26 protein-coding genes are annotated in these 23,844 nt (G+C 52.3%); 19 read left to right on the forward strand and 7 right to left on the reverse strand.

The features are described from left to right. Positions 1-46 precede the first annotated feature (46 nt). The gene (locus ACFRAM_RS18650; RefSeq protein WP_066374856.1) at positions 47-307 is read right to left on the reverse strand and encodes a GlsB/YeaQ/YmgE family stress response membrane protein; all 261 of its coding nucleotides are present in this window, start codon (positions 305-307) and stop codon (positions 47-49) included. A gap of 188 nt (positions 308-495) precedes the next feature. On the opposite strand from ACFRAM_RS18650, the gene ACFRAM_RS18655 reads away from it, so the two are divergent. Further along, entirely contained in the window at positions 496-1,551 is a 1,056-nt protein-coding gene (locus tag ACFRAM_RS18655) for a lactonase family protein (RefSeq protein WP_379467132.1), read from the forward strand. Between the two features lie 511 nt (positions 1,552-2,062). Here the strand turns inward: ACFRAM_RS18655 and ACFRAM_RS18660 are convergent. After that, a complete protein-coding gene (locus ACFRAM_RS18660) occupies positions 2,063-4,345 on the reverse strand; it encodes a poly(ethylene terephthalate) hydrolase family protein (protein ID WP_379467133.1) in 2,283 nt (760 codons plus the stop codon). A 350-nt stretch (positions 4,346-4,695) separates the two neighbouring features. Between ACFRAM_RS18660 and ACFRAM_RS18665 the strand changes: the two genes are divergently transcribed. The 4 genes from ACFRAM_RS18665 (at position 4,696) to ACFRAM_RS18680 (ending at position 8,004) form a co-directional block, all read left to right on the forward strand. Continuing rightward, entirely contained in the window at positions 4,696-5,805 is a 1,110-nt protein-coding gene (locus ACFRAM_RS18665) for a sulfate ABC transporter substrate-binding protein (protein ID WP_175370857.1), read from the forward strand. Positions 5,806-5,905: 100 nt separating this feature from the next. Further along, a complete protein-coding gene (gene cysT, locus ACFRAM_RS18670; RefSeq protein WP_175370856.1) occupies positions 5,906-6,760 on the forward strand; it encodes a sulfate ABC transporter permease subunit CysT in 855 nt (284 codons plus the stop codon). Positions 6,761-6,822: 62 nt separating this feature from the next. Then, positions 6,823-7,686 (forward strand): sulfate ABC transporter permease subunit CysW, encoded by an 864-nt coding sequence (gene cysW / locus ACFRAM_RS18675; protein ID WP_379467134.1) that lies wholly within the window; start codon positions 6,823-6,825, stop codon positions 7,684-7,686. 102 nt (positions 7,687-7,788) lie between these two features. Next, entirely contained in the window at positions 7,789-8,004 is a 216-nt protein-coding gene (locus tag ACFRAM_RS18680; protein ID WP_066374835.1) for a YezD family protein, read from the forward strand. A 129-nt stretch (positions 8,005-8,133) separates the two neighbouring features. Here the strand turns inward: ACFRAM_RS18680 and ACFRAM_RS18685 are convergent, their stop codons facing one another. Next, positions 8,134-8,442 carry a hypothetical protein gene (locus ACFRAM_RS18685; protein WP_066374829.1) on the reverse strand — a complete coding sequence of 103 codons (309 nt, stop codon included), beginning with the start codon at positions 8,440-8,442 and terminating at the stop codon, positions 8,134-8,136. 196 nt (positions 8,443-8,638) lie between these two features. Here ACFRAM_RS18685 and ACFRAM_RS18690 point away from each other — a divergent pair, with 196 nt between their 5' ends. The 5 genes from ACFRAM_RS18690 (at position 8,639) to ACFRAM_RS18710 (ending at position 13,291) form a co-directional block, all read left to right on the forward strand. Then, positions 8,639-9,052, forward strand: a complete 414-nt coding sequence (locus tag ACFRAM_RS18690; RefSeq protein WP_379467135.1) for a GNAT family N-acetyltransferase — start codon at positions 8,639-8,641, stop codon at positions 9,050-9,052. A gap of 228 nt (positions 9,053-9,280) precedes the next feature. Then, a complete protein-coding gene (locus ACFRAM_RS18695) occupies positions 9,281-9,913 on the forward strand; it encodes an NAD(P)-dependent oxidoreductase (RefSeq protein WP_379467136.1) in 633 nt (210 codons plus the stop codon). 89 nt (positions 9,914-10,002) lie between these two features. Next, positions 10,003-11,640 carry an NAD(P)H-hydrate dehydratase gene (locus tag ACFRAM_RS18700; RefSeq protein WP_379467137.1) on the forward strand — a complete coding sequence of 546 codons (1,638 nt, stop codon included), beginning with the start codon at positions 10,003-10,005 and terminating at the stop codon, positions 11,638-11,640. Positions 11,641-12,089: 449 nt separating this feature from the next. Next, positions 12,090-12,407 (forward strand): transposase, encoded by a 318-nt coding sequence (locus ACFRAM_RS18705; protein ID WP_379467138.1) that lies wholly within the window; start codon positions 12,090-12,092, stop codon positions 12,405-12,407. A gap of 11 nt (positions 12,408-12,418) precedes the next feature. After that, positions 12,419-13,291 carry an IS3 family transposase gene (locus ACFRAM_RS18710; protein ID WP_483875012.1) on the forward strand — a complete coding sequence of 291 codons (873 nt, stop codon included), beginning with the start codon at positions 12,419-12,421 and terminating at the stop codon, positions 13,289-13,291. Between the two features lie 845 nt (positions 13,292-14,136). On the opposite strand, the gene ACFRAM_RS18720 is transcribed toward ACFRAM_RS18710, so the two are convergent. Beyond that, positions 14,137-14,595: a hypothetical protein gene (locus ACFRAM_RS18720; RefSeq protein ID WP_379467139.1), complete on the reverse strand. Its 459-nt coding sequence runs from the start codon at positions 14,593-14,595 to the stop codon at positions 14,137-14,139. 26 nt (positions 14,596-14,621) lie between these two features. Further along, complete coding sequence (locus tag ACFRAM_RS18725) at positions 14,622-15,527, reverse strand: SDR family oxidoreductase (RefSeq protein WP_379467140.1); 906 nt, start codon at positions 15,525-15,527, stop codon at positions 14,622-14,624. Between the two features lie 163 nt (positions 15,528-15,690). Between ACFRAM_RS18725 and ACFRAM_RS18730 the strand changes: the two genes are divergently transcribed. From ACFRAM_RS18730 to sdaAA, 5 genes are all read left to right on the forward strand, one after another. After that, positions 15,691-16,416, forward strand: coding sequence for a DUF4269 domain-containing protein (locus tag ACFRAM_RS18730; RefSeq protein WP_379467141.1), 726 nt, complete (start codon positions 15,691-15,693; stop codon positions 16,414-16,416). Beyond that, positions 16,304-16,771 carry a GNAT family N-acetyltransferase gene (locus ACFRAM_RS18735; RefSeq protein WP_379467142.1) on the forward strand — a complete coding sequence of 156 codons (468 nt, stop codon included), beginning with the start codon at positions 16,304-16,306 and terminating at the stop codon, positions 16,769-16,771. Before ACFRAM_RS18730 ends, ACFRAM_RS18735 begins: the two co-directional genes overlap by 113 nt. Further along, on the forward strand, positions 16,768-17,184 hold the full coding sequence (locus tag ACFRAM_RS18740) for a GNAT family N-acetyltransferase (protein ID WP_379467143.1): 417 nt from the start codon (positions 16,768-16,770) through the stop codon (positions 17,182-17,184). Before ACFRAM_RS18735 ends, ACFRAM_RS18740 begins: the two co-directional genes overlap by 4 nt. Positions 17,185-17,329: 145 nt before the next feature. Further along, the gene (gene sdaAB / locus ACFRAM_RS18745; RefSeq protein ID WP_379467144.1) at positions 17,330-18,040 is read left to right on the forward strand and encodes an L-serine ammonia-lyase, iron-sulfur-dependent subunit beta; all 711 of its coding nucleotides are present in this window, start codon (positions 17,330-17,332) and stop codon (positions 18,038-18,040) included. Then, complete coding sequence (gene sdaAA, locus ACFRAM_RS18750) at positions 18,037-18,915, forward strand: L-serine ammonia-lyase, iron-sulfur-dependent, subunit alpha (protein ID WP_175370844.1); 879 nt, start codon at positions 18,037-18,039, stop codon at positions 18,913-18,915. Before sdaAB ends, sdaAA begins: the two co-directional genes overlap by 4 nt. A 25-nt stretch (positions 18,916-18,940) precedes the next feature. Here the strand turns inward: sdaAA and ACFRAM_RS18755 are convergent, their stop codons facing one another. After that, on the reverse strand, positions 18,941-19,243 hold the full coding sequence (locus ACFRAM_RS18755) for a hypothetical protein (RefSeq protein ID WP_379467145.1): 303 nt from the start codon (positions 19,241-19,243) through the stop codon (positions 18,941-18,943). A 91-nt stretch (positions 19,244-19,334) separates the two neighbouring features. Between ACFRAM_RS18755 and ACFRAM_RS18760 the strand changes: the two genes are divergently transcribed. Further along, a complete protein-coding gene (locus tag ACFRAM_RS18760; RefSeq protein WP_175370842.1) occupies positions 19,335-19,529 on the forward strand; it encodes a YwbE family protein in 195 nt (64 codons plus the stop codon). Positions 19,530-19,682: 153 nt separating this feature from the next. On the opposite strand, the gene ACFRAM_RS18765 is transcribed toward ACFRAM_RS18760, so the two are convergent. Further along, positions 19,683-20,609 carry an HNH endonuclease gene (locus tag ACFRAM_RS18765; RefSeq protein ID WP_379467146.1) on the reverse strand — a complete coding sequence of 309 codons (927 nt, stop codon included), beginning with the start codon at positions 20,607-20,609 and terminating at the stop codon, positions 19,683-19,685. A 132-nt stretch (positions 20,610-20,741) separates the two neighbouring features. Here ACFRAM_RS18765 and ACFRAM_RS18770 point away from each other — a divergent pair, with 132 nt between their 5' ends. The 3 genes from ACFRAM_RS18770 to ACFRAM_RS18780 all read left to right on the forward strand — a co-directional run bounded on the left by ACFRAM_RS18770 (position 20,742) and on the right by ACFRAM_RS18780 (position 23,836). After that, positions 20,742-21,254: a hypothetical protein gene (locus ACFRAM_RS18770; RefSeq protein ID WP_379467147.1), complete on the forward strand. Its 513-nt coding sequence runs from the start codon at positions 20,742-20,744 to the stop codon at positions 21,252-21,254. Positions 21,255-21,306: 52 nt separating this feature from the next. After that, positions 21,307-22,326 (forward strand): LacI family DNA-binding transcriptional regulator, encoded by a 1,020-nt coding sequence (locus ACFRAM_RS18775; RefSeq protein ID WP_379467148.1) that lies wholly within the window; start codon positions 21,307-21,309, stop codon positions 22,324-22,326. 169 nt (positions 22,327-22,495) lie between these two features. Continuing rightward, positions 22,496-23,836: a glycoside hydrolase family 30 protein gene (locus tag ACFRAM_RS18780; protein WP_175370839.1), complete on the forward strand. Its 1,341-nt coding sequence runs from the start codon at positions 22,496-22,498 to the stop codon at positions 23,834-23,836. The last annotated feature ends 8 nt before the right edge of the window (positions 23,837-23,844 follow it).

A 23,844-nucleotide genomic window follows, 5' to 3' on the forward strand; every position in this document is an offset into this window, starting at 1 on the left:
CAATCAATATCTATGGGTATCAGTTATATGTTCCAAGATATACAGTTTATGAGCGGCTACGGCCTCCGGTCGAGCGCAGGATCAGACTTACAATGAAGATCAGCACGATGGCACCAATCAGGGACGGGAAAACATAGAAATCACTGACCTTGGGTCCCCAGCTTCCCAGCAGCATGCCACCCAGCCATGAGCCGAGAATCCCGGCAATAATGTTGCCGATTACGCCTCCCGGAATATCTCTACCCATAATCAGACCTGCGAGCCATCCGATAATTCCGCCAACAATCAACATCCATAGAAAACTCATTAGGCTTCAGCTCCTTTGTGATGTACTGTTCGATGATAACTATTAACCTGTTGCCGATTGTTTTAACCAGATGTGAAAAATTGGTACATGCTTTCGCTTTTCGCAGAATTCCGAAGTTTTAGTCTGATGTATTGCCCCAGTAAACATGCTATAGTGAAAAAAATGATAATCGATAAGGAGTCGCTGCCATGGAACGCTCTGATGAAGTATTATTTTATGTGGGTACGTACAGTCCTGAGGGTGAACAGGGTATTCGTCTCTGCACCTTGAACCGCAGCACCGGGGACATGAGAGTTCTGGAGGGAACGAGCGGTATCGAAAACCCTTCTTATTTGGCAGTGAATCGCGCCGGGAGTGTCTTGTATGCGGTCAGTGAGAAGGATGAGGGAGAGGTTCAGGCATTCGCTATTGATCCTGGATCGAAGGTATTGTCACCGCTGGGAAGCATCCGCAAAACGGAAGGTGGCGCGCCGTGTTATGTCTCCATCAGTCCGGAGGAAGACAGGATCTTCGTATCCAACTACTCGGGGGGAAATGTTAATGTGTTTCCTTTAAGTGCAGACGGCTCGATTCTGGAAATGTCGGCTCAGATCCGGCATACCGGCTCTGGGTTACGTCAGGATCGGCAAGAAGCGCCGCATCCGCACTCGGTCATTCCAGGCAGCACGGGGGAGCGTCTTTTTGTCTGTGACCTTGGTCTAGATCAGGTTATTATCTATCGTCAGGAGGAGGACGCGCTGGTCAAGCAAGCTACAGTAGATCTGCCGCCGGGCTCCGGGCCACGCCATCTGACACTCCACCCCTCTGGAAAATGGGCTTACCTGATCAATGAGCTGAACAATACGGTCACAGTATTCGCAAAAGATAAACAGCATGATGAGCTCACTGTCTTGCAGCATGTTAGTACGCTGCCTGAATCCTATATTGCCGGCAGCGACGATTCAGGGGCTGACATTCACATCGCGCCGTGTGGTCGTTATCTGTATGCTTCCAACCGGGGACATGACAGCATTGCGTTGTTCCTTATTGATGGTGTTACAGGTCTTCTGGAGCCTGCCGACTGGCAGAGCACCGGTGGACGGACTCCACGAAATTTCGCTATTCTTGGCGGAAAGCTGCTGGCAGCCAATCAGAACAGCGGTACGATTGTTTCGTTCCACATCGACGGGGACAGCGGCCGGTTGATTCCGACAGGCAATGAGCTGGAAATTCCAACCCCGGTCTGTATTAAGGCACTTAATTAACATAGAACATATTAGCAAAGTGTAATTAACGACATTTTTGTACCCTAAATCTTCTGGGGGTAAGAGTTTGTAGGAATTAAATGCAATTTTGTACCTTAAATCCTTCCATAATACCCCTGTTAGCGTATTTTTTTCTAAATAAGATACAATAATGCTCTTATTTCCCTTTTCCACCTCAATTTAATAAAAATAAGGTACAAAAATGCTGTTAGTTGGGGTGGCCCCCCGTTCCACTTTAAGAAGACGGGTATATTAAGAAGAATGGTACAGGGGATTGGAGATTGGAGATTGGTGATTGGTGATTGGCGATCCCAAGCTTCACCAGGATAACGCCTACTCTTCCGTTTGAATCTTCACTTAAATAGAGTACTATCTAATTAAATACAGGCCATTCCAAGTCCATCCGGGTTACCGGAGGGGAGGAATGGCCTGTTCGATGATATGGGGTAGTTTACTTTCCATGATGATATGAGAGCAGTTTACTGTTCGTGAGGATATAAGGGCAGTTTACTTAACGTACATTTTCGGTACTTCCGCCATAAAATCCGATGTCGTCGAGCATGATTTTGTCGCCTTTTTCTTCGAGATAGAACGTAATCTCGGTCAGGTTCTCCGGCTCCAGAGCGGGCTCTACTTCCTGGAATCGCTCAAAGGGCAGTTCGTAGGTCTGGAATACGGCCTCCGTAGGATCTCCGTATTTGCCGTCGCTAACGCGTTCCTCCAGCCAAGGAAGCAACGTGAACTGAGTGTGCGGCAGCGGTAGCACGTCCATAATTTCAGACAATGGCAGGCGCGCCGAGGTGTCATTGCTATCCGTCAACTCTACCTCCACCTCAGGAGCTAACGAACTTTCCTCGTTCTCCTCTTCATCGTCGTCAGCATTGCGGTTGGCGAGGGAGAAGGACAGACCTTCCGCTTCCGACAAATCAAGGGGAGCAGCGTCTTCCTCCTTCCATTTGACCCGGTAGTAGGCTTCTTCCCCCTTTTCTGCTGTACGTTTCAAAACAACGCCATAGGTGGTTTTGCTCTTGTCTTCCCGATCCTTGGCCAGCTCCTCGGTCCAGGTCATGCCTTGGGCAGAGGCGGTACCGATACCTGCGGTATACTTGTTGCGGTCCTCGTCAAAATTGACAAGGGTACGATAGTCTCCGCCTTGGAAGCGGCTATAATACGCGGTGTCCGGCAGCCACTGCAGTCCGCTCCGGTAATCGCGGAACATCCCCCGGTATTCATCCTTGCCAAGCAATGTCGTCTCCAGAAAAGCCGACACGTACACCTTGGTAATCTGCCGCTGTTCGGCGCCATCCATGATTAGGCTGCGGTCCAGGAACAGCCCGGTGGGCAACGACTGATCGCGCAGTCCCCAGTCGCTGTTGAACTGGCTGTGATTGGCATCGGCAATGTAGAGAGAGCTCTTGAAGGCGGCTGAGCCTTCGGAGTAGGAGGAGCGGATATATTGCCGATCCCCGTAAAAGTCATGCACATCGCCATCGCGTGCGCCCTGCAGTGTCAGATAGCTAATATCCTTCAGCTTGGCTTGTTGTCCGTCAATAGCTTTATCGGTAGGTGCAAGGGCAACAACCGAAGAGATCTGGAAGCGGTCGGTTACTGTTTTCCATACAGGATCATCCTTGAACCAGCGGCCAGAATCGGCGGCCATAGCTACGGCTTGTCCGCCCCGGCTATGGCCCATTAGAGCCGTCTTGCTGAAATCAATTTTTCCATAGAACGGATTGCCGGGCTGATCCGAGAATGCCGCTAGCTGTTCCATATGCTTAAGGATTAGCCAGGCGCGTACCGTAAAGTCATTGTCGGGAATGCCCGTCCAGGCCGAATAATTAAGGAAGTTCTCGTCCAGTGAGACGGCGATAAATCCCCGGCTGGCCAGCAGTTCCCCAAGATAGGCGTAGCCTCCATCAGAATAATCCTCCATCATATGGTTGCCGTGAACGATTAGCACCAGCGGGTGCGAACCTTCCCCCTCTGGCATCCAGACCCGTCCGTTAAGGGGCAGCGCACGATAGTCAAACCCCCAGAACAGGCTGCGTAGCTTCGGCCAGCCCTTCTGGATATACGCAGAAGCATCGACCGGGGAAGAGAGGAGTGCTGCATCGCTTCTGTATTCCTTACGGTGCAGATCATTACCGCTGGCATACGTGAAGGAGTCATAGGCGTAGGGGCCGGGCTCCGCAGGATTGGAGGCAGCCAGTGGCTTTACAATGCTGTCGCTAATGGCATCTGCCCCGGGGTCGCCCGGCTTATTCTGTCCACCACCAGCCAAAGCCAGCTGTGATAACATAAGTGCCGACGTCAGCAGCAATCCAGCAGCGACTCGCTTGTTCCGCAGCAGCCCTAGAGCGATGCCGCTGAGGGCGCCAAGAGCGGTGCACAGCACGGCTATGACCGTAGAGGCGACCCAGTCCATGTTGGCGCCGTATAGGACAAGCCATACAATAAACAAATCTGAGAGCAGACAGCCTGCGAATAATCGCGGGATGCGCAGGCCTGTCAATGCAATTAGTAAGGCGATCAGATGGCCTGCGGCTGCTAGTATTATTGTTCCCACCACAGCGGCAAGGGCGATGTCGGCCGGGATGCCGAGACCAGTTGGCATCCCCAGAATGGTTGCGCTGAAAGTCAAAAAGCTGAGCGTCCACAGACCAGCCAATGCGGTTCTCCATAGAGTTGTATCATAACGATAGGTTTCCCTGATTCTTTGTTCAATTACAGCTGAAATTCGCTTGTGCAGCCGCGGCTTTTGCGGCACCGGCACAAGTTCTAAATCCATTCCCATGACAGTGTCCTCCGAAAATTGCAGTGAGATCCTGTTGCTCCCTCATTTTATCTTATATATTGCAGTAATGACATTACTTTAAAGAAAAAAAGGTTTGACAGGCTAGAGGGGTTTAAGTATTATATCAATAATACCCTACTAATTAGGTAGGAATAATGAATAAAGTTCTTACCGTACAGACGGAGGAACGCCTATTGTAGCTCGCAGACACGTGTCTTGGGACCGGTTTGACCTGCCATCTTAGGCTTTCCTCCGTTATTTTTCATGCCAAAAATCTACCATGTAAGTCAGAGGGGTCATCGGGAAAGAGAAACATGAACTCATCACAACAATATGGGGGGATGGTTAGAATGAAAAAGAGGATCAAGAAGGGACTTTTAACGGGCTTTACGCTGTTGTTGACGGTGGGCCTTACGGCTTGCGGAAATAGTACAAATTCGGCGGGTAATCCACCGGCCGAGGCTACCAATTCAGGGAGTACCACCGCAGCGACGACTGAACCGACTAAAGCTCCATCCAAAGATCCGGTAGAACTGCTCAATGTTTCCTATGATCCAACACGCGAACTTTATGAGAATTATAATAAGGCTTTCTCAGCCTATTGGGAAAAAGAACACGGTCAGAAAGTAACGATCAAGCAGTCCCATGGCGGCTCCGGCAAGCAAAGCCGTGCGGTGCTGGATGGGCTGGAAGCAGATGTGGTCACTCTTGCACTGGGCTATGATATTGATGCTCTGCAGGAGACAGGTCTGATTCATGAGGGCTGGCAGAGCAAATTTGATCATAACAGTTCTCCGTACACCTCAACGATTGTGTTCCTGGTACGCAAGGGTAATCCGAAAGGCATCAAGGATTGGCCGGATCTTTTGAAAGAAGGGGTAGAGGTCATTACGCCGAACCCGAAGACTTCAGGCGGTGCGCGCTGGAACTATCTGGCGGCTTGGGGATATGCGCTGGATCACAATAATAACGATGAAGCCAAGGCTGAGGAGTTTGTAAAAGAGCTGTTTAAGCATGTGCCTGTGCTCGATACCGGTGCGCGCGGAGCAACCACAACGTTCGTTGAGCGTGGGATCGGTGATGTGCTGCTGGCCTGGGAGAATGAAGCCTATCTTTCTGTGAAGGAGCTCGGTCCCGATAAGTTCGACATCATCAATCCGTCCGAGAGCATTCTGGCAGAGCCGCCGGTGGCTATCGTAGATAAAGTGGTCGACAAGAGAGGTACCCGTGAGGTGGCTGAGGCCTACCTGAAATATCTTTACACTGAAGAAGGGCAGAAGATCGCTGCGGAGAACTACTACCGTCCAACGCTGGAAAGTGTGAAGGAAGAGTATAAGGATAAATTCCCAGAGATCAAGCTGTTCACATTGGCAGATAAATTCGGAACGTGGAAGGAAACACAGGAGAAGCATTTCAATGACGGCGGGGTCTTCGACAAGATCTATGTACCTGGTAAATAATATCCTCTTAGTTTCGGCAGAAAGTTAGCAACAAGTATGCTGTAAGTAGGCTTGAGCTGATCGGTTAAAAGGACCGAAGGCGAGAAAGGATGAACAGGGAATGAGTGTCACCGCAACCACCACTGCTGTCGCATCAACCGCACGGCGGAAGGTTCTGCCCGGCTTCGGGCTGACTATGGGCTACACGGTGCTGTATCTGAGTCTTGTTGTGCTGTTGCCGCTGTCGGCGTTGCTCTTTAATTCGACAGGCTTGAGCTGGGCTAAATTCTGGGATGTAGCTACAGATGCACGGGTGCTGGCATCCTATCGTGTCAGTCTGTCAACGGCCGCTGCGGCGGCCTTGGCTGATGCATTCCTGGGTCTGCTGCTGGCCTGGGTCCTGGTGCGGTATGAGTTTCCGGGTAAAAGGTTGTTCGACGCTCTGATCGATCTGCCGTTCGCGTTGCCAACAGCGGTAGCGGGAGTCTCGCTTACCGCTCTGTATGCAAACAAAGGCTGGATCGGCTCCTGGCTGGAGCCGCTGGGGCTGAAGGTGGCCTTCACCCCGATCGGCATTACATTGGCGCTAATGTTCATCGGCATTCCGTTCGTCGTCCGCACTGTTCAGCCTGTACTTGAGGAACTGGATCGGGACATGGAGGAAGCGTCCGCGACATTAGGCGCCGGACGCTGGCGCACCTTCCGCAAGATCGTGCTGCCAGAGCTGTTCCCGCCGCTTTTGACCGGCTTCTCGCTGGCCTTTGCCAGAGGTATTGGCGAGTTCGGATCGGTCGTCTTCATCTCCGGTAATATGCCGATGAGAACGGAGATTGCGCCGCTGCTCATCATGTCCAAGCTGGAACAGTTTGACTACGCCGGAGCCACCGCCGTGGCGCTGCTCCTGCTGTTGATCTCTTTCCTGATGCTGCTGGTCATCAATACCTTGCAGCGCTGGGTCCGCAAAACGTCCCGGTAACAGGTGATCCGCCGGGAATTCACAAGGCTTGCTTCGTAAAATCGTTGTAAGGAGGAATACCTATGGCGGGCACCGTTCCACTGTATGCTCCCCAATCGCGAAAAAGCGTCTCTTCGCCGGCTACACAGGAATCTGCGGTCGTAAAGTGGCTTCTGATTGCCGCAGCCGGACTGGTGCTATTCTGGCTGATTGTACTGCCGCTGATTGTTGTGCTGACTGAATCACTGAAAAAAGGGGTGGATGTCTATCTGGCCGCCTTGACCGATCCGGATGCTCGTTCCGCTCTGCGACTGACCCTACTGGTTGCGTTGATTACAGTTCCGCTGAATACTATATTCGGTATAGCGGCAGCCTGGGCGATCACTAAATTCAGGTTCCGTGGCAAGGATTTCCTTATCACCCTGATTGACCTGCCGTTTGCTGTTTCTCCAGTCATTGGCGGGCTCATCTTCATTCTGGTATTCGGGGCTCATGGCTGGTTTGGGCCATGGCTGAGCGCACATGATATCAAGATTGTTTTTGCAATACCAGGCATTATTCTGGCTACATTGTTTGTGACTTTTCCATTTGTGGCCCGGGAACTGATTCCCTTAATGGAGGATCAGGGGACGCAGGAAGAGGAGGCGGCAATTACTTTGGGCGCCAAGGGCTGGCAGATCTTCCTCCGGGTCACGCTACCCAATATTAAGTGGGGCCTGCTGTACGGTATTATTCTCTGTAATGCGCGGGCTATGGGAGAGTTCGGGGCAGTGTCTGTCGTGTCCGGACACATTCGCGGAGAGACGAATACGCTGCCGCTTCATGTCGAGATTTTGTATAACGAATATCAGTTTTCGGCATCGTTTGCGGTCGCCTCGCTGCTCTTGTTATTAGCTTTAGTGACAATGATTCTGAAGAGTTGGCTGTCGCGTAAAAATGCTCATTGACGCGCTAATATATCCGTGATAAGTTAATTCGTAGTATACAAATTGGTAATAACGGATTTCGATTAAACATCTCCCCGGATCTGGGGGAAGGGAGGCTGGGGAATGGCTAAACCGCTGAAGGTGGATGAGGTGTGGCTAGAACGTATAGCTGGGCTTTTGGATGACATGGAATTTGGTTCGTTGCAAATCGTCGTACATGAAGGGCAGATTGTGCAAATGGAACGTACGGAGCGCAAGCGTTTTGAGAATGGTAATGCACGCTATAGTGGCGAGACCGGAAGCCGGCGTACCGATACCCGTCCAGCGAGACGAGGATAGGTCATTCGCCGTCGCTGTCGAATCATGACCGTCCTTTTGGCATCCATTATAATCGGAGAATATGAAATGGCCCGTTTCCCTGGCAAAGGGAGCGGGCCATTTCTGCGGTCATTGATATGACTTCATTATTTAGTAGCGGCGTGTTCTTTGTGACACCATAACGCTTTCTACGAACAAACAGATGGCCGTAAGACCGTGCATGATCCAGCCGACTACAGGAATCAGGGCTACGACTGAGGTAATAACGCCAAGAGCGTTGCCGACAAAGGGTCCCCGTTCTTTCATCATCACGATAATTGTAATTGCATGCAGCAGAAAAGCGATGCCCAGCGGAGTCCAGCCGTTCGCTACAACGAATATGCCACCCACAAAGGGGATCGCGAGAAAGGCTTCATAGAGAAAGGTTACCCATTTCAAAAGTTTTGCCAGGGAAGACATTAGACTTCACCAACCTTTTTATAAAAGTAGTGTTTAAAATAGACCCTTTGAATAGGTTACGCAGCAAGCGCCAGATTGTTTCAAGTGATGGATAGTGTACTCTTGTTGTGGACAGCTTAGTCGTATATAGTGGGTAACAGAAATGCTGTGCAAGAAACATGTGTTTTTATTCGGAAACTAGAAGGGGGAGAAAGATATGGAGATCCAGGGGAAGCTGGTTATCCGCCATGCGCCACCTTCGGTTCAGCAGTATTTGGCGCTACGGGTTCAAGCAGGGCTTAGTCCAATGAGTGAGGAAGGGGCAGCCATCGGGTTGCCGCGTTCCATCTTTGCAGTTACGCTATTTGAGGACGATGTCTTGATTGGTATGGGACGCGTCATCGGAGACGGAGGGTGCTTCTTCCAGGTAACCGATATCGCCGTGCAGCCTTCTCACCAAGGACGGGGTCTGGGGAAAATCATTATGCGCGAGATCAGGGAGTTTCTGGATACGCTGCCTGACAAAGCTTATACCAGCCTTATTGCTGACGGAGAAGCATCGCGGCTGTACGCCCAGTTCGGGTTTGCACCCGTCGCTCCCAAATCACAGGGGATGGCTTTTAAGCGTTGAACTGCGCGGTATCGAAGTAACCCTATTAGCGGATCATTGAACAGGCCGCGGTATAGTGGATTGGTCAGAGCCTGGTGCGCGTCTAAGTAATTCTATTAGCGAATCATTGAACAGGCCCCCTTATTCCAGGGGGTTTTCGTATGCCTGCTGCTACCCGCAGGGAATCCGGAATTTTTATATACGTGTAGTTATGGCATCATTCAATCAGAGAGAGCGAGGAATAAAAGAATGGATATAGTGGTACTTGCAGCATCAGGAACGATTGGAAAGGCAATTGTAGAGGAAGCTTTGAAAAGAAAACATCAGGTGACGGCGGCGATGCGTCATCCGGAGAACTTCCCTTTTGAACATGAGCGTCTGAAACTTGTGGCTGTAGATTTACTGGACCCAGCCTCAGTAACGTCTGCTGTTCGCGGACATGAAGCTGCCGTTAGCGCCTATGGGCCAAAGGCTGGCGAGGAGAACGAACTGCTCGCGGCCGCTGCTTCACTGGTAGAAGGCTTGCAGGCGGCAGATATGGATCGACTGCTGATTGTAGGCGGTGCAGGGAGCCTGAAGACAGAGTCCGGTGAGTGGCTGATGGATACGCCAGATTTCCCGGAACATGTACGGCCGCTGGCTGCTGCGCATGCGGATGCCTATGAGATTTATAGAGGCTCAGATCTGGACTACACCTATGTCAGTCCTGCGGCTTCCATTCAACCAGGGCGCCGTACAGGGATGTTCCGCATCGGTCTTGACCGGCTGGTTGTTGATGAGAACGGGCAAAGTGCCATCAGCGTGGAGGATTTTGCTGTGGCCATTATAGATGAGGTAGAGGAAGGGAACTTCAGCCGTGAAAGATTCACGGTGGCTTACTAAAAACCGGCTTCTATAGGGATGCTGAGGGAATTCCGTAAGGCTAAAAGCGGCGGTGGCTGGCACCAGGGATAGGAGAGAGGAGCGGAGCGATGTATCTTGTAACTGCAGAGCAAATGAGAGAGTTGGACCGTATCACCATTGACCGGCTGGGTATCCCGGCGGTTGCACTGATGGAGAATGCAGGACGCGCTATTGCCGAGGAGATTATTGAGTTATGCCGCAAGCGGAACGGCGGCGTTGCTGGCGGGGGAATTGGGCGTACCGTTGACAACGGGACTGGTCAAGACCTGACGGGTTTTGATGTCAGCGGAGACCGTGCGCTGACCTTGGATACTGCCGCTGCCGAGCACTGGTTCATCCTTGTCGGCAAAGGCAACAACGGCGGCGACGGATTGGTCGCCGCCAGGTATCTCCGCGAGGCGGGCATTGCCGTCACGCTGGTGTATGCCGTGCCGCCGGAATCGCTGACCGGCGAGGCCGCCCTGCAGCGCGATGCCGCTGCAGCCCTGGGCTTGTCCGCGGCCGTCTACGGCCAGGACGCCCTGGACTTTGCCGCATGCAGCGGCATCTTGGATGCGCTGCTCGGCACTGGCGCCGCTGGCGCGCCCCGCGGCGCCTACGCGGAGCTGATTGCCGCCGCCAATGCCAGCGGCAAACCGATTGTGTCCGCGGACATCCCGAGCGGGCTGAACGCGGACACGGGGGAAATGCATGCGCCTTGCGTGCATGCATCGGTGACGGTCTGCCTCGCGTTTCTCAAGCGAGGCCTGTTGCAGTACCCCGGCGCCGGGGCTGCGGGGACTGTGGTGGTGCGCGCCATCGGCATCCCCGTGTCTCTGGCGCGTGAAGTTGGCCTGCAGAGCTATTGGCTGACGCCGGAGGTGCTGCAGGCCGGTCTGGGCGTGGATGTGTCACGCCATCGTTCGCCCGAAGGGCACAAGGGCACTTACGGCCATGTACTGGTGGCCGGTGGCACGCTGCGCATGAGCGGCGCAGGTCTGCTGGCGGCCCGGGCTGCGCTGCGGGCGGGCAGTGGTCTGGCGACCTGGGCGCTGCCACAGAAGCTGCTGCCTGCGGTTATTGGCGCTGCTCCGGAGCTGATGCTGGCTGACGTCGGCGGAGATGAGCAGGGCAACTGGAACGCTGGTACGGCTGCGGAATTGCTCCGATTGAGTGCAGAACGGGCTGTAACAGCCGTTGGGCCAGGTCTTGGGCGCTTCCAAGGAGATACCGACTGGCTCCGTACCTTATGGGAAGGAACGGAAGGGCCGCTGGTCATTGACGCAGATGCGCTGAACATCCTGGCGGAGACGGATTACAGTCATTGGGCCAGCCGCCGGGGATCGGTCGTTCTGACTCCCCATCCCGGGGAGATGGCCCGGCTGGCCGGTATCTCTACCGCTGAAGTACAGCGTGACCGGATTGGCCTCGCGGAAAGCTACGCCCGGGAGCATGGTTTGATCCTCGTGCTCAAAGGAGCACATACTGTCATTGCCGCTCCGGACGGGGTAAGCTATGTCAACACTACGGGACACCCCGGCATGGGAACCGGGGGTGCGGGTGATGTGCTGACCGGTATCATCGCCGGCTTACTGGCGCAAGGGCTGAATGCATTGCAGGCTGCGACGTTTGGCGTTTATCTGCACGGCCTGGCGGGAGAACGCGCAGCAAGTCTGCGGAATCATCCGGCGTCATTGATCGCCGGAGATATAATTGAGTCACTATGAAAAAGGCCGGTTAGTGTGAGTCCTACGAGTGCTGGCTACAGGACGACGGAGCGTTGTCGCGTTGTCACGCTAAGAAGCCTAAACACAGAGTAACCGGAAGTTATAACTTACTGAGCTAACTATATAAGACCAACTTAAGATTCGAACTTAAATTTCAAACATAAGATTGAAACTCAAGATTCGAACTTAAGGTTCGAACTCAATATCCAACTTAAGGTTTGAACTCAATATTCAAACTTAAGGTTCGAACTCAAAATCCAACTTAAGGTTTGAACTCAAAATCCAAACTTAAGGTTCGAACTCAATATTCAAACTTAAGGTTCGAACTCAAAATCCAACTTAAGGTTTGAACTCAACATCCAAACTTAAAGCTCGAACTGCAATTAGAATAAATAGTGGACACTCGTTAACGGACAGACCGATAATGACAGTAGTGGAGGTGTGTTCACTTGGGAGAACAAAGACAACGATATAACGAAGAATTTAAAAAGCAAACCGTAAAGTTCATTCAAGAACAGACGAAGAGCCTAGGCGACTTAGCAGAAGAGCTTAACATTCCAAAAAGTACGCTGCATCAGTGGATGAGTCAATATCGAGAGCTGAAAAATGAACCGGCAGCGAGTGTGGATCGAGTACGAGAACTCGAAGCAGAGTTGAAAGAGATGCGTCGTCAACTTCAGGAGAAAGATCATCAACTCACCGACGCTCAAGAAGAACTGGCGATCGTAAAAAAAGCGGTGCACATCTTCAGCAAACCAAGGAACTAAGATTCCAGTTCATGGAGAATCATCGCTCCGAGTTTCGCTTGGAGAAGATGTGCGACACCTTATGCGTGTCAAGGAGCGGCTACTACAAGTGGCGGACGGGAGAAATCAGCGCACAAAAACGCCGCAAAGCCGCGGTCATGGAGCGAATCCAGTATCATTTTACCGATCATAAGATGCGATATGGAAGTCCGAAAATCACCCGTCTGCTGCATCAAGAGGGCTACACCTTGACTGAACGCACCGTGAGTGTGTACATGCGGCAAATGGAGCTCCGTTCCGTCGTGTCTAAACCTTACCGCGTACAGACGACGGACTCTAAACATAATAACCCTATCGCCCCCAACACGCTGAATCAAGCATTTAAAGTGCTCAAACCCAATACCGTATGGGTCACGGACATCACATACATCCCTTGCCGGGGAGGCCGGTTGTACCTGGCCAGCGTCATGGATTTATGTACGCGTGAAATCGTAGGCTGGCGTTTGTACGACCACATGGAGACCAGTCTGGTTCTGGACGCCTTGCAGGCTGCTTACGCAGCCAAGCGACCTGGCAAGGAACTTCTGCACCACTCCGACCGAGGATCTCAATATACATCTAAGGATTATGTTGAACAATTGAAGAGCTATGAGATGGAATCTAGTATGAGTCGCAAAGGAAACTGTTACGATAACGCCTGCATCGAGTCTTGGCACAGTAGAAAGAACTCATTTACTGTAACCCCCGTTTCAAAAACAGGGAAGAGGCTTACAACGCCATTTATCAGTACATTGAATTTTACTACAACCGCAAACGAATGCACGGTGCACTGGGATATCTTTCTCCCGCTCGCTTTGCACAGCAATTTACTAAAAAATCCGTTGCGTGACTGTCCACTTTCTTGACAGAGGTCCAAACGTCACTACGGTGAGTCATTGCTTTATATAAAACGCACTCCTGAAGTACAATTAACGGCATTTTTGTACCATAAATACTCTGCAGCTAAGGGTTTGAGGAAATTAAAGGCAAAATTGTACCTTAAATCTTGCACAACAGCCCTTTTAGAGAGAATTTATTGAAAATAAGGTACAAAAATGCTCTTATTTACTTTATTCGCTCATATTCGAGAAAAATAGGGTACGAAAATGCTGTTAATTAGGTCGAACAAAAGAAAGTTAGGTAGCAAAGAAGAAGAACGAATGGGGAAGTTTGGAACTGTAAGGGAGAAGCGATCGACTGAAAGCTTTCCATGGGAAAGCTCGCACTCGTAAGCCTAAGCTGTCGTCAGATTTGAACCACTTGAAACGGCTAAAAAGAGGAAGTCTGAGGACAATCGCTACCGGAATTCCAAACATCCCACCTCAGTGACGACGGACTATGCGTTCGTTTCTTAAGTTCACCTTTATAGCTGAACGATAGGCCGCGAAGCCATACCCAACGAAGCCAAACCTAACGAAGCCAAACCTAACGAAGCCAAACCTAACGAAGCCAAACCTAACGAAGCCAAACCTAACGAAGCCAAACCTAACGAAGCCATACCTAACGAAGCTCTACCTAACGAAGTCATACCTACGAAGCAACCTAACGAAGTCATCATACCTAACGAAGCCAAACCTAGCGAAGCCAAACCTAACGAAGCCATACCTAACAAAGCCATCACTAACAAAACCATAACTACGAAGCTCTGACTAACAAAACTCATTACAACACCAGGAACATTAGCTGATAGTGTCGATCCCTACCTAATCCGTTAGGACAGCACTAAGCACAGGAGCGGAACGAACAGAGCGAACACTGGCAGCAACAACGGGAGCCGTTCCACGGCGATCTGTGCCGTGCGGAACAAGAGCAGGACGATGATGCCAGCGACTGCACAGAGCAAGGGAGTGCCGCCTTGCTCCGCAGCCAGCCAAAGGCCTGCGCCTAAGCCTGCTACGGCGTAGACGACGAAGGCCAGGGCCAGCAGGCGGATGCGCAGGAGGCGCAGCAGTCCGTCTGCTACCAGCGCCGCAGGCAGACCATAGGCATAGATGGCATAGGCAGCAGAGACAGGCCATTCTTCGCCCGCTGATCCATTGCTTGTGGGGTAGGCTAGGATCACCAAGGATAAGAGCAAGAATGACAGACCTGCACAGGCTAATTTGCTCAAGGCATACATTCCGGCAGTTAATCTGACGGAAGTGATTTCAGAAGGATGGGTTCTTTGCATCGTTTTGGTTCCTTTCGGTAAAATTCTCAGCTGGTGATCATGTCTCCACCGTTGACATGAATGCACGCGCCGGTTACGAAGGAGGACTCCGGTCCCGCCAGATACAGGTATGCTCCAGCCAGCTCATACGGCTGTGCTGCCCGCTTGAGCGGAGTCCCCGTGCCGAATATGCTGACCTCTTCGGCTGAGAAGCTGGATGGAATCAGCGGTGTCCATGTCGGTCCGGGGGATACGCTGTTAACGCGGATTCCGCTATCTGCGAGCGAAAGGGCTAGCGCTCGGGTAAAGGAGACCACGGCTCCCTTGGTGGAGGAGTAATCAATAAGCTCTACATTCCCCCGATAAGCGGTAATGGAGGCCGTGTTGATAATGGAAGCCCCTCTTTTCATATGAGGCAGTGCGGCTTGGGTCAGGAAGAAGTAAGAGAGGATATTCGTCTGGAAACTCAGATACAGCTGTTCTTCCGAGATGTCGAGGATGCTCTTCTGTGGAAAATGAATACCATGGTTGTTCACAAGAATATCCAGCTTACCGAAAGTGGCGACGGTATGCTCTACAGCCGCGGTACAGTTCTGTTTGAAGCGCAGGTCGCCTTCAATGCGCAGACAGCGCTGGCCCAACTCTTCAATGCGCCGCTGGGTGACCTCGGCGTCGGAAACTTCATTCAAATAGGCGATGGCTACATCTGCGCCCTCTTTAGCAAAAGCAATGGCTGCGGCTTTGCCGATGCCGCTGTCGCCCCCGGTGATAAGGGCAACCTGGCCCTTCAGCTTGCCGCTGCCGCGCAGCTCCGGGTTCTCGCTAATCGGACGAGGATTCATCAGGCTTTCAAGTCCAGGCTTTCGGTCCTGATGCTGGGGCGGGAAGGCAATCGGCTGATCCTTGCAGACTGTTTTCTGTCCGTAATAGGGATATACCAGGGGTTGCTTCATGGGACGAACTCCTCCTCGGACTTCTCTGTGTTCTTATATTTCTATGCGTTCGCCCAGGGAATCGTGCACCGCCTTGCGCACGGGTGCAAGGATTCATTAAAAAGAAAAAACGTTGGCCAGACTTTCGAGATCGAACAGAGCCATAGTTTGCAAGGGGGATTAGATGGTGAAAGAAGAGCGTTGGCTGGATATCTCCTATTTGCAGCAGGGCACAGCACTTCAAAAGGAGGTGCATGCCCTGTTGGCGAGACTTAATGTGATGAACCTTTTGAACAATTACCACCCTGTACTTGTAGGGACAATTCCGCTTGGCATTCAGGTGGAGGGCAGCGATCTGGATATCATCTGCGAGGTGCATGATCTGGAAGCTTTTGCTGCGCAGGTCGGTCTACATTTTGGTGAGATGGATAAGTTTAGTTGTGAATCGCGTATCGTGGCTGGAATTCCTCGTATTAAGATCAACTTTACTGTGGAAGGTTGGCTGGTGGAACTGTTCGGACAGCCGCGCTCGAGCAGGGAGCAGAACGGGTACATCCATATGGTCGTCGAAGCCCGGGTGCTGAATATATTGGGCGCCTCTTTTAGAAGGCAGGTTATAGAGCTGAAGCGTCAAGAGGTGAAGACGGAACCGGCCTTTGCCCGGCTTTTGCAACTGGAGGGTGATCCCTACCAGGCTATGCTTGAACTTTATAAGCTTCCTGAGATGGAATTGGAGGCTTTGTGCAGGGAGAGGTTTATAAATCATTCTCGAAAAATCGTAGAGGAGTCGTTGCCGAATGAATCTGGTGATCCGAAAAGCGCACAAAAGCGATGCGCCGGAACTGCACCGGCTAATGGTACAGTTGATCAGCAAGCCTTTGCAGCTGGAGGAAGTGGAGAAGAGACTTGATTTTATAGCTACCAGTCCTATCGAAGAATTGTATGTCTGTACAGGAGAGAAGAGCGAGGATCTAGCTGAGGGACATGAGCGTCTTCTGGGAGCTTTAGGTTTTCGTGTGCGGGAAAATATCGAGGATTACACCCGCTATGGGGAAATTTCCGTGCTGGTGACAGATAAGGAAAGCCGGAGACTCGGTGTGGGGCGGCAGCTAGTAGAGTATGCGGAGGAGCTGGCTGCAGCGCGCGACTGTATCGGAACCTGGCTGGTAAGCGGCATTGAACGCGAGGAAGCACATACTTTTTACAAGAAATTGGGATATGAAATTACGGGTTACCGTTTTGTAAAGGCAGGAGGGAAATCATGATCTACAGAGCTATGACAGCTGACGACTATGATGCTGCTTATGAATTATGGGTGAATACTGAGGGGATGGGACTTAACGAGGCGGATTCACGGGAAGGAATCTTGCGTTTTCTGGAGCGCAATCCGGGGTTAAGCCAGGTTTGTGTACACGAGGACGGTTCTCTGGCCGGTACGGCACTCTGTGGGCATGATGGACGCCGGGGATTTCTGTATCATGTTGCCGTTAGCCAAGCATCCCGCGGCAAGGGCGCAGGGCGTGAATTGGTAGCACGTTGCCTGGACAAGCTGCGAGAGAACGGCATTGGTAAATGCCATCTCATGGTGTTCAAAGAGAACCAGAAGGGCCGGCAGTTCTGGGAAGAGCTCGGCTGGCAATACCGTGACGATATCGCGCTGTACTCTCGGGATACATAAGCTAGGATCTCAGTAGGGAGCTATGGCTTGCCGTTTGCAAAAATAATCGCTGGCTACACCGTGTAGGTTTGGAACCTGTGCAGTATAATAAGGATATGCAAGCGTAGAATATTTGCTTAGCTGTATAAACGGAGGCTTTATCATCATGCGTTTTAAAGATGTATTCTCAATTATTGGTCCGGCGATGGTCGGGCCTTCCAGTTCGCATACAGCGGGAGCGGCCCGGATTGGCCGGGCGGCCCGCCAGGTGTTGGGCGAAATGCCGCGTGAAGCCGAAGTTACTTTCTTCGGCTCTTTTGCTGCGACTTATGAAGGTCACGGTACGGATCGGGCAATTATCGGCGGTCTGTTGGACTTTGCCACCGACGACCCAAGGCTACCGGATTCCATAACGCTTGCCACAGAGGCAGGTATGGATATTTCCTTCCGCCAGGGAACGGGTTTGTTCCCTCATCCCAATACGGTAAGGTTACGTCTCATTGGTCAGGACAGTGGGCAGGAGCTCACATTGACCGGGACTTCTATCGGGGGAGGCAACATCGAGATTGTTGATATTGACGGCTTCGGAGTCAAGCTGACAGGGATGTATCCTACGGTTCTTATTCAACATATGGATTACTTGGGCGTACTTGCGAGTGTCACGGATGTTATGCGCAGCGGGCAGTTCAATATCGGGCATATGTCTCTTGACCGTAAGAACCGCAGTGGCGCTGCGCTGACCGTGCTTGAGCTGGATGAATCGGCGACACCGGAACTGCTTCAGGCACTGGGGGACCTCCCGGCAGTAAAGTCAGTGAAGCTGGTAGATTTGAATGAAGCTGGGCAAGAGGAGAAAGGGAAGGAAAGTACATCATGAATTTTCGAACATTAAGTGAATTGGCTGTATTATGCGAAGAACGGGGCCTTGGAATCGGCGCCCTGATGCTGGAAGAACAAAGCGCGGAATCGGGTCGCTCCAAGGAGCAGGAATTCGCCACGATGAGTCAGTATTACGGGGTCATGAAAGAGGCTGTACATCGTGGGATGCATGAGGATACAACCTCCCGTAGCGGACTTACCGGGCTGGATGCCCAGAGGGTAGGCGCTTATAATACGGCAGCGGAGCCCCTCCTTGGCGGCCCAGCGGGTCAGGCTATGGCTTATGCGCTGGCGGTGTCCGAGGTGAATGCTTCAATGGGGCGTATTATTGCAACGCCTACAGCAGGCTCCTGCGGCATCATTCCAGGGGTGTTCCTCAGCTGCCAGGAGCGTTTTGGCTGGAGTGATGATGTCATGGTCTCCGGCTTGTTTGCCGCCGGAGCGATTGGCTATGTCATCGCCAACAATTCCTTCGTTTCTGGCGCCGAGGGCGGTTGCCAGGCCGAGGTAGGCTCAGCCATCGGTATGGCAGCCGGCGCACTGACCGAACTGCGCGGGGGAACCCCGGCACAGGCTGTGCATGCCGTTGGCCTGGCGCTTAAGAACACGCTGGGTCTCATCTGCGACCCTGTCGGCGGGCTCGTAGAGATCCCTTGCATCGTTAGAAATGGTTTCGGTGCAGTGACCGCACTGGCCGCCGCAGATATGGCGCTGGCGGGGGTGCGCAGCGTGATCCCTTCCGATGAAGTGATCAAGGTAATGCTGGAGGTTGGCTCAGCGATGCCGGAGATTCACCGCGAGACCGCTGGCGGAGGATTGGCTCAGACGCCTACCGGGCGTAAGATCATGGAGGACCTGCGGCGCAAGAAATAGCGCAACAGGGCAATGTCTTCCTGGATCAGAGCAGCTTAAACCGTTCCAACTGATCGAGCTGCCCTTCGCTGCGGAGAATTTCCTTCTGGCGTTGGCCCATGAGATCGAAATGGGGGAACGGTGAGCGGTTATGAATATATTTGGCGGGCAGGCCATGCTGCTTGCACCAGCGGGTCAGCCGATCCAGGTCGCTGCAGCCAACCTTGGTTACGGTGGTCATGCCGGGAAATCGGGGATCAATCCAATAGTGTGTCAGAAACGCAATCTCTCCTGCAGAGACAGCCTTCTTCCATGCCTGTAACTCTTCTCTGTTGATTCCGAAGGCCATAACTGTTCACATCCTTAATTTATTTAAATATATAGATTCAGCTGTAATTGGTTATTAACAATAATACTAAGTATGAAAGGGGGATGTCATCATGAATGGACAAAACAGGGCGGATATCCGGCCCGGGCTTGAGGTGGACATTGTACTGAAGCAGGATCAGGCTACAGGCAAGCTGACCCATGGTCAGGTTAAGGATATCCTGACTAATTCCCCGCGGCATCCGCATGGTATTAAGGTCAGGTTGACCAGCGGCCAAGTCGGGCGGGTCAAGAATATCACGGGCTAAATGCTCATCCATCCCGTTGCTTCAAGATGGAACCGGGCTGTATTCAGCTCTATGTTAACAATCTCTAAAAACGCTCCAATGCCTTGGCTTATGCTGCCTATTAGACAGCAGTTTGCCGGGGAATTGGAGCGTTTATTTGTTAAGGGCAGGTGACTACCTTGTTCTGCGCATAAATTCCTCAACGTCCTTATCTGCCTTGGTCTGGTTGCACAGGTTGCAGGCGCATACACAATTGTCCGGTGTCGTATGTCCGCCCTTGGCACGCGGGAGCAAGTGGTCGATAGTGTCCCCGTAGAGTCCGCAGAAATAGCAGGTGTAGCGGTCCCTGTTCAGAATCAGGGAGCGAAAAGCCTTGTTGCTGTAAAGGCGGCGGATGGTACGCCGGTTGACGACTACTGCAGCATGCTCCTTAACCAGTGTAACTGCCAGCTCCAAGTCAATCTCCTGATGCCAGCGTCTCCCCTTGTCACTGTGGCCACGCATCAGGATCATCCCCTGCGACGAGGGCACCAGAGCCGTGGTATCCGTGGGCTCTGGCTTGGGCCCCCGGTGATGCAGCGGTGCTCGCCGCGGCTCGGCCCCGCGCGGCCGCCCTTTGGCGGCAGGCTTCGCTGCCGGGAGCGAAGCGGCGGATTTTCGCTCCTTCGCTCGTTCCGCCCGAGAGCGGGCCAGCGGGCTAGCTCCCGCTTTCTTAGGAACACCCTGCGTGACTTCCGGCAGGGATGGGGTGGCTACGGCCGCCGTACTAGGCTCCGGCTGTCGAGGCAGGGCCGGCCTCGGCGGCTGTAAGGACAGCTGCGTGGCACCAGATTCAGCGGCGCGCTGCTTGCGGCAATCCCGACACGCGCCTCGCCGGGCGTGGGCCTTGGAACGTTTACCGGTCCGCCTGCGGAAATCGGCGAGCGGCTTAAGCTGCTCACAATATGCACATTGTTTGGATGAAGGCAGAATGGTATCGGTCATCGGTATGTTTTGGACGAAGAACCTTACAGCCCTGTCCTGTCCCCTCGTAGTATAGATAGCAGTTTCAGTATAACGCAAAGTGCAGACGTTTACACCGCAGACAATAAATGTCGCCAAAAGCCTCTCAGTTGTGATTTCTGTCTCGGTACATCTAAGGATAACACTGTAAAATGATAGCAAGGTAACGGATCTCATGAAGCAATTAGGATATGGCATAAGCACAACTATTCATGGAAAAGAGGGATAGGGATGCAGTCCGGATTAGAGGTTTTGCACCGCCAGCCAAGTGGAGGCGAGAGACCGCCTTCGGTAGTAATGCTGTATATTCTTCAGGTTTTTTTGGGAGTTGGAGCAGTTGCAGGCGGAGGCGCACTGGTGGCCGATCCTGGAGGTGGCTTGCTGGGAATGCCGCTAACCTTGCTGGAAAGATCGCCTTTTTCTGATTTTCTGGTGCCGGGATTGTTGCTGTTTACGGTATTTGGTCTGTTCCCTTTGCTGGTATTGTACAGCATGATTAGAAGACCGCAATGGAGATGGGCCAAGGTACTGAATCCGTTTAGAACACTTCATAGCTCGTGGGCATTTTCACTCTATGTCGGCTTTGGATTGATTATCTGGATCATGGTGCAGACCTATATACTGAATGCGGTGCACTGGATTCATATTTTGTATATGAGCCTGGGACTTCTGATTCAGGTGGTTACCCTCTGGCCTCCTGTACAGAGATATTTTATGCTGGACTACCGTACGGAAAGACGTTAGAATGTCAGTGAACGGAGAGCGTTCTCATGATGAGAGGCGGGAGTGAACCGGATTGACGACCATTTATGATATTGCCAAAAGAACCGGTTACTCTCCGACGACCGTGTCCAAGGTGTTCAATAATTATTCCGATGTGCGCGAGAAGACGCGCCAGGATATCCTCCGTACAGCACGGGAGATGGGATATGTTCCTAACGCCCATGCCCGTACGCTGACCACGAAGAAATCGTGGACCATCGGCGTGTTGTTCGTGGAGAGCACCGGAGCAGGTATCCGCCATCCCTTTTTCAGCGCGGTGATCGAAAGCTTCAAGCAGGTGGCCGTAGCCAAAGGGTATGCGCTGATGTTCATATCGAAGGATGTGGGCGGCAAGCAGAGCGGATATCTGGAGAACTGCCGGATTCGCGGGGTGGACGGGGTTGTGGTCTTCCTGTCGGATTATGAAGACCCTTATTTTCAGGAGCTGCTGGACAGTGATATTCCTACAGTGGTTCTGGACTATGAGACGCCGGAATCCCATACCGTATGCTCGGATAACTGGAGCGGCGCAGTGCAGGCAGTGGAGTACCTCGCCGGCTTGGGCCACCGCAGAATTGCCCATATTTCCGGCGGTGTGAATACTACTCCAGGAATTCGCCGGCAGCAGGGGTATGAAGCCGCGATGCTGGAACAGAAGCTGGACCTGCGGGATTCCTATATCGTCACAGGTGCCTATTATTCTATGGAGAGCGGTTACAATGCCATGCTGGAATTGCTGCGACTGCCGGAGCCGCCAACGGCCGTGTTTGCTTCGGGTGACTTGTTGGCCTTTGGGGCCGTCAAGGCAGCACAAGACTCTGGTCTGGCTGTACCAGGAGATATCTCGGTCATGGGATATGACGATATCGAACTGGCTCGCTATGTCACCCCGGCCCTGACAACGGTAAGGCAGGACACGGAGCTATTGGGAAGCCGGGCAGCGGAAATCCTGCTCGCTGCGATCGACAAGATCCCGGACGGCAAGGAAGCTCTAGCGTTGCCAGTGGAGGTTATTGTAAGGGATTCCTGCGCATCCCCGGCGAACGAGGAGTAACTATAATCGGGGCCCATCCGCTCTTAGGCAATAAGCACGGATGGCGCTTCAGTTGGCTCTCTGCGATGATTTTTGCGTCAAAGAACAGACATCATTTTTTTTCGAAACAATCGAAACCGGTTTCGATTGTTTCGAAGGCAATTATTCCAACTAATAAGGAGATATGACAATGACAACAGTTCAAACCGTAGTAACCGCCAAAGACACAGGAGAACGCCTCAGCAAGGTAGACGGAATTGAGTTTAAGTCTAGAGAGGGCAGCGTTGCAGCCCAAGTGGAGCTGAAGCCTGAAGAGTCTTACCAGAAGATGATCGGCTTCGGTGGAGCATTCACTGAAGCGGCTGCGTATACATTGTCCCGGCTTAGCCCTGAGAAGCGGGCCGAGGTGATTCACCGTTATTTTCACCCTGAAGAAGGACTTAACTACTCCATGGGCCGCGTACATATCCATAGCTGTGATTTTGCACTGGGTAACTACACGTACGTGGAGGATAACGATACAGAGCTTGCCACTTTCGATATTTCCCATGACCATCAATGGGTACTGCCGCTGATCAAGGACGCTATGGCTGTTAAGGGCGGCGAGTTCACCATGCTTGCTTCCCCATGGAGTCCTCCAGCATGGATGAAGACGAATGGAGAAATGAATAACGGCGGACAACTGAAGCCGGAATATGCCGATGTATGGGCGCGTTACTACACGAAGTTCATTGAAGCTTACGGCAAGGAAGGCGTGCCGATCTGGGCGGTTTCCGTACAGAATGAGCCGGCTGCTGTTCAGACATGGGATTCTTGTGTGTACAGTGCGGAAGAAGAACGCGACTTCGTGAAGAATCACCTGGGACCTGTGATGCACAAAGAGGGCTACGGCGACGTGAACATTGTAATCTGGGATCATAACCGGGACATTATGGTTGAACGTGCGTCAGCAGTTCTATCTGATCCTGAAGCTGCAAAGTATGTATGGGGTACAGGTATCCACTGGTACGGCGGCGAGGAGTTCGAGAAAGTGGGCCAGGTACATGATCTGTTCCCTGACAAGCACCTGCTGTTCACAGAGGGCTGCCAGGAAGGTGGCGTGAGACTGGGAGAGTGGTTCACCGGCGAACGCTACGGACGGAATATGATCGGTGACCTCAATCATTGGACCGAAGGTTATCTGGACTGGAACCTGGTGCTGGATGAGACTGGAGGCCCGAACCATGTTAACAACTTGTGCGATGCTCCGGTGATTGCGGACACGACTACGAACGAAATTCATTATAACAGCTCGTATTACTATATCGGGCATTTCAGTAAATATATCGCTCCAGGTGCAGTGAGAATTGGCTTGCAAAATTCCGCTGAAGGCGTCCTGTCCACAGCTTTCCGCAATCCGGATGGCAGCCTTGCCGTCGTGCTGATGAACGAAGGAGAAGACTCCCGCGAGGTTACTTTGGGACTGGGTGATGAGGTTGCCCGCTTCGAGCTTCCGGCACATTCCATTATCACGCATCTCATTACACAATAGTTCATTCA

The sequence above is a fragment of the Paenibacillus sp. NPDC056722 genome (assembly GCF_042790635.1).
Classification (GTDB): Bacteria; Bacillota; Bacilli; order Paenibacillales; family Paenibacillaceae; genus Paenibacillus_AQ; species Paenibacillus_AQ agri.

What these genes read in the sequence shown, in the direction of transcription:
- ACFRAM_RS18650 (WP_066374856.1), bottom strand. Translation starts at nt 307, where the DNA reads ATGAGTTTTCTATGGATGTTGATTGTTGGCGGAATTATCGGATGGCTC.
- ACFRAM_RS18655 (WP_379467132.1), top strand. Translation starts at nt 496, where the DNA reads ATGGAACGCTCTGATGAAGTATTATTTTATGTGGGTACGTACAGTCCT.
- ACFRAM_RS18660 (WP_379467133.1), bottom strand. Translation starts at nt 4,345, where the DNA reads ATGGGAATGGATTTAGAACTTGTGCCGGTGCCGCAAAAGCCGCGGCTG.
- ACFRAM_RS18665 (WP_175370857.1), top strand. Translation starts at nt 4,696, where the DNA reads ATGAAAAAGAGGATCAAGAAGGGACTTTTAACGGGCTTTACGCTGTTG.
- cysT (WP_175370856.1), top strand. Translation starts at nt 5,906, where the DNA reads ATGAGTGTCACCGCAACCACCACTGCTGTCGCATCAACCGCACGGCGG.
- cysW (WP_379467134.1), top strand. Translation starts at nt 6,823, where the DNA reads ATGGCGGGCACCGTTCCACTGTATGCTCCCCAATCGCGAAAAAGCGTC.
- ACFRAM_RS18680 (WP_066374835.1), top strand. Translation starts at nt 7,789, where the DNA reads ATGGCTAAACCGCTGAAGGTGGATGAGGTGTGGCTAGAACGTATAGCT.
- ACFRAM_RS18685 (WP_066374829.1), bottom strand. Translation starts at nt 8,442, where the DNA reads ATGTCTTCCCTGGCAAAACTTTTGAAATGGGTAACCTTTCTCTATGAA.
- ACFRAM_RS18690 (WP_379467135.1), top strand. Translation starts at nt 8,639, where the DNA reads ATGGAGATCCAGGGGAAGCTGGTTATCCGCCATGCGCCACCTTCGGTT.
- ACFRAM_RS18695 (WP_379467136.1), top strand. Translation starts at nt 9,281, where the DNA reads ATGGATATAGTGGTACTTGCAGCATCAGGAACGATTGGAAAGGCAATT.
- ACFRAM_RS18700 (WP_379467137.1), top strand. Translation starts at nt 10,003, where the DNA reads ATGTATCTTGTAACTGCAGAGCAAATGAGAGAGTTGGACCGTATCACC.
- ACFRAM_RS18710 (WP_483875012.1), top strand. Translation starts at nt 12,419, where the DNA reads ATGGAGAATCATCGCTCCGAGTTTCGCTTGGAGAAGATGTGCGACACC.
- ACFRAM_RS18720 (WP_379467139.1), bottom strand. Translation starts at nt 14,595, where the DNA reads ATGCAAAGAACCCATCCTTCTGAAATCACTTCCGTCAGATTAACTGCC.
- ACFRAM_RS18725 (WP_379467140.1), bottom strand. Translation starts at nt 15,527, where the DNA reads ATGAAGCAACCCCTGGTATATCCCTATTACGGACAGAAAACAGTCTGC.
- ACFRAM_RS18730 (WP_379467141.1), top strand. Translation starts at nt 15,691, where the DNA reads ATGGTGAAAGAAGAGCGTTGGCTGGATATCTCCTATTTGCAGCAGGGC.
- ACFRAM_RS18735 (WP_379467142.1), top strand. Translation starts at nt 16,304, where the DNA reads ATGAATCTGGTGATCCGAAAAGCGCACAAAAGCGATGCGCCGGAACTG.
- ACFRAM_RS18740 (WP_379467143.1), top strand. Translation starts at nt 16,768, where the DNA reads ATGATCTACAGAGCTATGACAGCTGACGACTATGATGCTGCTTATGAA.
- sdaAB (WP_379467144.1), top strand. Translation starts at nt 17,330, where the DNA reads ATGCGTTTTAAAGATGTATTCTCAATTATTGGTCCGGCGATGGTCGGG.
- sdaAA (WP_175370844.1), top strand. Translation starts at nt 18,037, where the DNA reads ATGAATTTTCGAACATTAAGTGAATTGGCTGTATTATGCGAAGAACGG.
- ACFRAM_RS18755 (WP_379467145.1), bottom strand. Translation starts at nt 19,243, where the DNA reads ATGGCCTTCGGAATCAACAGAGAAGAGTTACAGGCATGGAAGAAGGCT.
- ACFRAM_RS18760 (WP_175370842.1), top strand. Translation starts at nt 19,335, where the DNA reads ATGAATGGACAAAACAGGGCGGATATCCGGCCCGGGCTTGAGGTGGAC.
- ACFRAM_RS18770 (WP_379467147.1), top strand. Translation starts at nt 20,742, where the DNA reads ATGCAGTCCGGATTAGAGGTTTTGCACCGCCAGCCAAGTGGAGGCGAG.
- ACFRAM_RS18780 (WP_175370839.1), top strand. Translation starts at nt 22,496, where the DNA reads ATGACAACAGTTCAAACCGTAGTAACCGCCAAAGACACAGGAGAACGC.